Genomic DNA, 6,999 nt, shown 5'->3' with positions numbered 1-6,999 from the left:
CCCGGTGCTACCGGCACCGACACCGGCGGCTCGATCCGGCAGCCTGCCGCCTTCTGTGGCATCACCGGCCTGAAACCCACCTATGGTCTGGTCTCCCGCTGGGGCATGATTGCCTTTGCCTCCAGCCTTGATCAAGGCGGCCCCATGGCACGCACTGCCGAAGACTGCGCCCTGATGCTCAACACTATGGCCAGTTTTGATCCCAAAGATTCCACCTCCATAGATCGCCCGGTACCGGATTACACCGCCGAGCTCCAGAACTCCTTACAAGGTTTGAAGATCGGCGTACCCAAAGAATACTTTAGTGAGGGGCTCAACAGCGGCACCGAACAGGCAGTGCGCGACGCCCTGGCAGAATACGAAAAACTTGGCGCGCAACTGGTGGAAATCAGCCTGCCCCACTCTCACCTCGCCGTACCTGCTTACTACGTGATTGCACCGGCGGAAGCCTCCGCCAACCTGTCGCGCTTCGACGGCGTACGTTACGGTTACCGCTGCGAAGACCCGAAAGATCTGCGTGACCTCTATATGCGCACCCGTGGCGAGGGTTTTGGCGACGAAGTAAAACGCCGCATTCTGGTGGGCGCATACTGCCTGTCTGCGGGATACTACGACGCCTACTACCGCAAGGCACAGCAGGTGCGCCGCCTAATCAAGCAGGACTTTGTCGACGCCTTCAAAGAAGTGGATGTGATCATGGGCCCCACCTCGCCATCCCCGGCATTTGCCTTTGGCGCTAAAGGCAACGATCCGGTGGCCATGTACCTCGAAGATATTTACACCATCGCCACCAACCTGGCCGGCCTGCCCGGCATGTCCGTGCCTTGCGGCTTGGTGGATAACAAGCCGGTGGGCCTGCAGATTATTGGCGACTACTTTGATGAAGGCCTGATGCTGAATGTGGCGCATCAGTTCCAGCAGGCAACCGACTGGCACCAGCGCACACCGGAGGGCCTCAAATAATGCAATGGGAAACCGTTATCGGCCTTGAAGTGCACGTGCAGCTGGCCACCAAGTCGAAAATCTTTTCCGGGGCCAGCACCGCTTTTGGCGCGGAACCCAACACCCAGGCCTGCGCCATCGACCTGGCCATGCCCGGCACACTACCGGTGCCCAACGAGCAGGCGTTTCGCGATGCCATCATGTTCGGCCTGGCCATCGACGCGGACATCGCCCACACCTCGATGTTCGAACGCAAAAACTATTTCTACCCGGACCTGCCCAAGGCCTACCAGACCACTCAGCTGGAAAAACCCATCGTCGGCCGCGGCCACGTGGAGATAGAACTGGCAGACGGTAGTAAAAAATCTATCCGCATTCACCACGCGCACCTGGAAGAGGATGCGGGCAAGTCATTACACGAAGATTTTCATGGCATGTCCGGCATCGATCTCAACCGCGCCGGTACGCCGCTGATCGAAATTGTTTCCGAACCGGATTTGCGCAGCGCCGAGGAAGCGGTGGCGTTTGCCCGCAAGCTGCACAGCATTGTCACTTCGCTGGGCATCTGCGACGGCAATATGTCCCAGGGTTCCATGCGCTTTGATGTCAACATCTCCGTACGACCTGCTGGCAGCGATACTTTTGGTACCCGCACCGAGACCAAAAACCTCAATTCCTTTAAATTCATGGAAGATGCCATTGCCCTGGAAGTGGAACGGCAGATCGACCTCATCGAGGACGGCGGCAAGGTGATTCAGGAAACCCGTCTCTACAACGGCGACACCAAAAAAGCCCGCTCCATGCGCAGCAAGGAAGAAGCCAACGATTACCGCTACTTCCCCTGCCCGGATCTGTTGCCCATCGCGTTCGACGACGACTACATAGAGCAGATTCGCCAGACCCTGCCGGAACTGCCGGACGCCCGCCGCGACCGCTTTATGGAGCAATACGGGCTATCTCACTACGACGCCAATATTATTAGCGGTGATGCCAACGTGGCGCGTTACTTCGAAACCGCCGCCGAAAGCGATGCCAAACTGGCGGCCAACTGGATCATGGGCGAACTGTCCGCACGCCTTAATGCCGATGATATGTCCATTCAGGACAGCCCTGTCAGCGCCGAACAGCTCGCAGGTATGATTGCCCGCCTGAAAGACGGCACCATCTCCAGTAAAATGGCCAAGGAAGTGTTTGATGCCATGTGGGATGGCGAAGGCGACGCCGACAGCATTATTGAAGCCCGCGGCCTGAAACAGGTATCCGACAGCGGCGCCATCAAAGCCATGGTGGACGACGTCATTGCCAACAGCCCGCAACAGGTTGAAAACTACCGCACCGCCGATGAAGCCAAGCGTCCGAAAATGCTCGGCTACTTTGTCGGACAGATCATGAAAGCGTCGAAGGGCCAGGCGAACCCTCAGCAGGTGAATGAAGTCCTGCTGAAGAAACTCAACGAACTTCTTTAATCCTTAACACCTATTTGCAGTAATTATTTATGGCACTGAAAAAAGATAAACAAAAAGTTCTCGGTGAAGTATTCGACGACGAGCGCATTAAAACCTTCCTGGATTTTGAAGCTCCCGAAGGCGTTAACCCCGATTTCCACCTGCTGGAAAAAGCCTATCGCGGCATGAAGGCAGAAAACTTTGAGACCTTCGTGAAATTCTTCCTGGAAGCGGGCCACGACATCAATGCCACCAACTCCGACGGCAAGACTCTACTCGCCATCGCCAGCCAGCACCGCCATGCGGAAGACTACGTCGCAGCACTCAAGTCTAACGGCGCGCAGTAAAGCCCCCCACCCTCATCTTTGCCGAAGCCCCCTACAGGAAACTGAGGGGGCTTTTTACTCCATGTGCACCCTGTTTCAGAACATGGATATAGATTTCAGTGGTTTTCACATCGGTATGCCCCAACTGCTCCTGCACCGTTCGAATATCAGCACCAGACTGTAGCAAGTGCGTCGCGAAGGAATGGCGTAACGTATGGCTGGTTATCTCTTTTCTGATCCCGGATTGTCTCGCGGCATTTCGAATAAAATGGTTCACCGAAGATTCATCGAAATGGTGCCGCTCAAGCCCCCCCGCCAGAAGTTATTTATAAATAGCAAGGACCCAAGCTTTTCCGCCTCTCTAGCCGTCACGATAAATACCGTTCCACAACGACCTTTTTCTTCTCTTTAACCATCACTCTCGTTATTCCCCTGTATGAGAAAAAACAGTTAGCCCCACCCTTTTTTGAATTAAGCTCTTGTTATGGTCAACTTCCCCTACATATTGGTAACCCGAAGCGAGCTAAACCTCTATGTATAAAGTTTTTTTAGTTATCGGCATACTGGTTTGTCAGCTTGCAGTGGCTGGCGAGCGGCTTGTCGCTGACAGCGTGCTGGTAGACAAATCAGAGAGGATGCTTTATCTGCTTCGGGACGGAGTTAAGTACCAAGCCTATCCCATCGCTTTAGGGCCAAGGCCGCGTGGTCACAAACAGCATGCGGGTGATGAGCGTACGCCAGAGGGGCGTTATATTCTGGATTTCAAGACGGAAAAGAGTGATTTTTACAAGGCCATCCATATTTCCTATCCTAATGAACAGGATATAAAACGGGCCCTGGAGAATGGTGCGAGCCCAGGAGGGTCGATCATGATTCACGGCATGCCCAGCAATACACCGTTACCCCCCGACCAGATGCAGATATTCAATTGGACGGATGGCTGCATTGGTGTGACCAATGAAGACATGGACCAAATCTGGTCGGCTATTAAGCCAGGGATTCCGATTGTTATTGTACCCTGATGGCCACCTGGAAACCTGTTCAGGACACAATGAATACATTTAGTGCTTCGGGCCTGTTGTTATTGACCCTTTTCTCCCTACCCTGCCTGGCCCAGAACCAGTTTGTCCTGTCTCCGGAAACAAACACTGATCTGGTTGGTAGCAACAGCCGCACCTACATTTCGCGGGAAGAGACGCTAATTGATGTCGCCGCACGATACCGAGTGGGATACAACATGATTCGCTCTGCAAACCCGGGTATTGATCCCTGGCTTCCCGATGACGGGAGCAAGGTCTTGCTGCCATTCAATGTGATTTTGCCGGATGCGCCCCGGGAAGGCATGGTCATCAATACGGCGGAAATGCGTCTTTTTTTTTACAGTAAGGACGAGCAGGGCAAGGATACAGTAGCGGTTTACCCCATCAGCGTCGGTCGCCGGGATTGGGCCACACCACTCACAGAAACCCGCGTGACCCTGCGGGTTGAACACCCGCCCTGGTATCCCCCGGAAAGTATTCGTGAGGAACACGCTTCCCGAGGTGACTTTCTGCCCAGAATCGTACCCGCTGGTCCAGATAACCCCTTGGGCGACTATTTACTAGGGTTGGCAATTCCCAGTTATTTTATTCACGGCACCAACAAGCGCTTTGGCATTGGCATGCAGGTCACCCATGGCTGTATTCGCATGTACCCCGAGCACATTGAAGAACTCTATAACCTCGTGCCAATTAACACTCCGGTCGCTATCGTGAACCAGCCTTATAAAATCGGCTGGCAAGGCAAGATGCTGTTTCTGGAAGTGCATCAGCCTCTGGAGCTTGATGGCGTGGTACAGGAGGGAAACCGCTCGGGTGTTATAAAAAAGCTAACGTCGATGCAGCAGGCGCTGCCTGAAACCCTGATCAACTGGGGCAGGGTTGATGTGGTAGTCGCACAGGCCACGGGCATACCTGTACTCGTGGGAATAGAGCCCCACTCACTGACAGATTTTGAGTTTTACCAGAATCATATCCAGCCAGACCGCTCAGACTGGCTGGATATCATTGAATAACTGCTCTACTTTTGCATGGCTTTTTTAAAGGCCCGGTCAATTTTCTCATTGGCTTCGTTGGCTGAGGTTTGCGCCGCGTCAGCGGTACTTTGTGCATTGGCAGCAGCCTTGTTGGCAGCATCAGCAGTTCGCTGTGCCGCAGCGGCAGCACTTTTTGCTTCAGCAGCAGCGCGCTGCGCTTCCTCGGCCATAGCCCTGACCTCATCAACCGAAGAGTTGCTGGCACACCCGGCGACTGCCACAACAAACAGAACAGGTAATAACTTGACTAAAACTTTCATAAAGATCCCCTTACTGAAAATATGAGTATTAAGACTTACAAATAAGATGACTGGTTTTTTGAGTATGGATGCGAGTTACAGGACTTTCAAATCCATTGCCTACTCATGTGCTTTCGACCACTGACCAGAATACCCCTTCGATGAATGAAACAAAATATCCTCTTAGGGTGAACGCTCACCAAATCGTAGTACCTTTAGCCGAGCTCTTCCTCGCAAATATACGCCTATGGTGGGATTGCATCTGCCGTTCGACCATCTAACCTGAACTCTATGAAGTTCTCTACATAGATCAAGCTGTTCATCAGCCCCTATGTTATCGAGTTATTTATTCATTCAGAGGAAAACAACAATGATAAAAGTCAGTGTGATGTACCCCAACAGCGCAGAAGCGACCTTCGATATTGATTATTACTGCAATACTCACGTGCCACTGGTGGTATCTCTGCTGGGCGATGCCCTGAAAGCTGGCGCAGTCGATCATGGCATTGCCGGTGGTGCGCCAGGAGATGCCCCTGCGTTTATTGCCATGGGGCACCTGACCTTTGATTCCGTAGACGCATTCCAGCAATCATTTGGTCCTCACGCTGAAGAGATTCTGGGAGATCTTCCCAATTTCACTAACGTGCAGCCCACTATCCAGATCAGCGAAATCAAGATCTAATCCTGCGGCATGGGGGGCGGGATGTGTAAAATACACAGACCATCTGCCCTGAGGATCTCGCCCCCATGCACAACTGGTTTGCCATCCGCTTGGGCGACGCCCTTTTAGCTGGTCCCGATTTTGATGACCTGCAACTTGAGCTGACAGAAATATATGAACAGGCAGGAAAACCGGCAGACATGGCTGCCTTCTATCGCCATGAAACGTCTGCCAGCCTGTTTTGCAGCGTATCTGTTTACCTCAGCCCCGCCTTTTCTGCGCATGCAGAAGCACTGTACGCCACCCCTTGCCCGACACCGGAATCCTTCGGATTGACTTTTTTTGCCGGTTCCACTGACCTAGAGATCAACTAACCACCGACTTTCTTTCCCACAAGAAGTCATACTGACCTGTATTACCCCATTGCAGATACGCTCGTTCAACGCGATAGTTAAACCATATCGCGACATAAACGAGTGAGTTTGAGGCTAAACCATGAAGATTGATGTCTGGTTCGACTTTGCGAGCACCTATTCATACCCGGCTGTGATGAGAATCGGGGAGCTGGCCACCAACCAAGGAATCGACATCAACTGGCGCGCCTTTCTGCTCGGCCCAATTTTTAACCAGCAGGGCTGGACCGACTCGCCTTTTAATCTCTACCCCGCCAAGGGCGCCTATATGTGGCGCGACCTGGAACGCCTTTGTAGCGACTTACAGCTACCCTATCAAAAACCCACTGCTTTCCCCCGCAATGGGCTGTTAGCCGCCCGCATTACCTGTTTCTTTGCCGATGAGCCATGGATAGCCGACTTTGTTCAAGCAGTCTTTCGCGCCAATTTCGCCCGGGATGAAGATATTGCCTTGCCCGACGTTATCTCCACCTGTCTGCTGGAAGCGGGCCAGGATGCCGAGAATATTCTAGCAGCTGCAAACTCACCGGAAGCCAAACAGGCATTACGCGAGCAAACGGAAAGAGCCAGCCAAATGGGACTCTTTGGCGCGCCTTTTTTTGTTGTTGGTGACGAACAGTTCTGGGGGAATGACCGACTGGAGCGCGCTCTGGAATGGGCCCAGGGGCAGAGGATTAGCTAACAACACACGGTTTTTTGTTGACAGAACCAGCAAGGCTAGGTGTATATGTATGTGTAGCAGTTTGTCGTCGTATGACTGCCATAACCAACAACAATAAGAGGTACCACTATGCCCTTTTCCAGTGATCACCTGGATGAACTCAACCTGCTTAGCCTGTTTGATACTCACTCGCTACAGAACGGCATCAAGGTCCACAGCCACGAAGCCCCAACGTCAA

Annotated in this window: 11 protein-coding genes; 9 read left to right on the top strand and 2 right to left on the bottom strand. The window is 53.0% G+C overall.

The annotated features are described in order from the left end of the window. From ACYZYZ_RS02225 to ACYZYZ_RS02215, 3 genes are all read left to right on the top strand, one after another. Nucleotides 1-963: amidase family protein (locus ACYZYZ_RS02225; protein ID WP_461483092.1), on the top strand; the 963-nt coding region annotated here is incomplete at its 5' end. Beyond that, a complete protein-coding gene (gene gatB / locus ACYZYZ_RS02220; RefSeq protein WP_461483091.1) occupies nucleotides 963-2,408 on the top strand; it encodes an Asp-tRNA(Asn)/Glu-tRNA(Gln) amidotransferase subunit GatB in 1,446 nt (481 codons plus the stop codon). The genes ACYZYZ_RS02225 and gatB, both read left to right, overlap by 1 nt. A gap of 29 nt (nucleotides 2,409-2,437) precedes the next feature. Further along, entirely contained in the window at nucleotides 2,438-2,734 is a 297-nt protein-coding gene (locus ACYZYZ_RS02215) for a PA4642 family protein (protein ID WP_305169826.1), read from the top strand. A gap of 31 nt (nucleotides 2,735-2,765) precedes the next feature. Here the strand turns inward: ACYZYZ_RS02215 and ACYZYZ_RS02210 are convergent, their stop codons facing one another. Beyond that, nucleotides 2,766-3,032: a tyrosine-type recombinase/integrase gene (locus ACYZYZ_RS02210; protein ID WP_461483094.1), complete on the bottom strand. Its 267-nt coding sequence runs from the start codon at nucleotides 3,030-3,032 to the stop codon at nucleotides 2,766-2,768. Nucleotides 3,033-3,246: 214 nt separating this feature from the next. On the opposite strand from ACYZYZ_RS02210, the gene ACYZYZ_RS02205 reads away from it, so the two are divergent. Together ACYZYZ_RS02205 and ACYZYZ_RS02200 are read left to right on the top strand one after the other, a co-directional pair. Beyond that, nucleotides 3,247-3,735, top strand: a complete 489-nt coding sequence (locus tag ACYZYZ_RS02205; protein ID WP_305169825.1) for a L,D-transpeptidase family protein — start codon at nucleotides 3,247-3,249, stop codon at nucleotides 3,733-3,735. Nucleotides 3,736-3,764: 29 nt separating this feature from the next. Then, nucleotides 3,765-4,766, top strand: a complete 1,002-nt coding sequence (locus ACYZYZ_RS02200; RefSeq protein WP_461483090.1) for a L,D-transpeptidase family protein — start codon at nucleotides 3,765-3,767, stop codon at nucleotides 4,764-4,766. 5 nt (nucleotides 4,767-4,771) lie between these two features. Here ACYZYZ_RS02200 and ACYZYZ_RS02195 read toward each other — a convergent pair whose 3' ends face one another. Then, on the bottom strand, nucleotides 4,772-5,047 hold the full coding sequence (locus tag ACYZYZ_RS02195) for an Lpp/OprI family alanine-zipper lipoprotein (protein ID WP_305169823.1): 276 nt from the start codon (nucleotides 5,045-5,047) through the stop codon (nucleotides 4,772-4,774). A gap of 349 nt (nucleotides 5,048-5,396) precedes the next feature. Here ACYZYZ_RS02195 and ACYZYZ_RS02190 point away from each other — a divergent pair, with 349 nt between their 5' ends. The 4 genes from ACYZYZ_RS02190 to ACYZYZ_RS02175 all read left to right on the top strand — a co-directional run. Then, nucleotides 5,397-5,708 (top strand): EthD family reductase, encoded by a 312-nt coding sequence (locus ACYZYZ_RS02190; protein ID WP_305169822.1) that lies wholly within the window; start codon nucleotides 5,397-5,399, stop codon nucleotides 5,706-5,708. A 65-nt stretch (nucleotides 5,709-5,773) separates the two neighbouring features. Further along, complete coding sequence (locus ACYZYZ_RS02185) at nucleotides 5,774-6,061, top strand: hypothetical protein (RefSeq protein WP_461483089.1); 288 nt, start codon at nucleotides 5,774-5,776, stop codon at nucleotides 6,059-6,061. A gap of 121 nt (nucleotides 6,062-6,182) precedes the next feature. Beyond that, nucleotides 6,183-6,782 (top strand): DsbA family protein, encoded by a 600-nt coding sequence (locus ACYZYZ_RS02180; protein WP_461483088.1) that lies wholly within the window; start codon nucleotides 6,183-6,185, stop codon nucleotides 6,780-6,782. Between the two features lie 108 nt (nucleotides 6,783-6,890). After that, nucleotides 6,891-6,999 (top strand): DUF5669 family protein (locus ACYZYZ_RS02175; protein WP_461483093.1); only part of this gene is annotated, 109 nt, incomplete at its 3' end.

It is taken from the genome of Porticoccus sp., from assembly GCA_023261185.1.
GTDB classification, from domain to species: Bacteria; Pseudomonadota; Gammaproteobacteria; order Pseudomonadales; family Porticoccaceae; genus Porticoccus; species Porticoccus litoralis.
The sequence above is the reverse complement of the archived record's forward strand: the minus strand, read 5'-3'. Positions and strand labels throughout refer to the sequence as shown.

What these genes read in the sequence shown, in the direction of transcription:
- ACYZYZ_RS02190 (WP_305169822.1), top strand. Translation starts at nt 5,397, where the DNA reads ATGATAAAAGTCAGTGTGATGTACCCCAACAGCGCAGAAGCGACCTTC.
- ACYZYZ_RS02195 (WP_305169823.1), bottom strand. Translation starts at nt 5,047, where the DNA reads ATGAAAGTTTTAGTCAAGTTATTACCTGTTCTGTTTGTTGTGGCAGTC.
- ACYZYZ_RS02185 (WP_461483089.1), top strand. Translation starts at nt 5,774, where the DNA reads ATGCACAACTGGTTTGCCATCCGCTTGGGCGACGCCCTTTTAGCTGGT.
- ACYZYZ_RS02205 (WP_305169825.1), top strand. Translation starts at nt 3,247, where the DNA reads ATGTATAAAGTTTTTTTAGTTATCGGCATACTGGTTTGTCAGCTTGCA.
- ACYZYZ_RS02215 (WP_305169826.1), top strand. Translation starts at nt 2,438, where the DNA reads ATGGCACTGAAAAAAGATAAACAAAAAGTTCTCGGTGAAGTATTCGAC.
- gatB (WP_461483091.1), top strand. Translation starts at nt 963, where the DNA reads ATGCAATGGGAAACCGTTATCGGCCTTGAAGTGCACGTGCAGCTGGCC.
- ACYZYZ_RS02180 (WP_461483088.1), top strand. Translation starts at nt 6,183, where the DNA reads ATGAAGATTGATGTCTGGTTCGACTTTGCGAGCACCTATTCATACCCG.
- ACYZYZ_RS02200 (WP_461483090.1), top strand. Translation starts at nt 3,765, where the DNA reads ATGAATACATTTAGTGCTTCGGGCCTGTTGTTATTGACCCTTTTCTCC.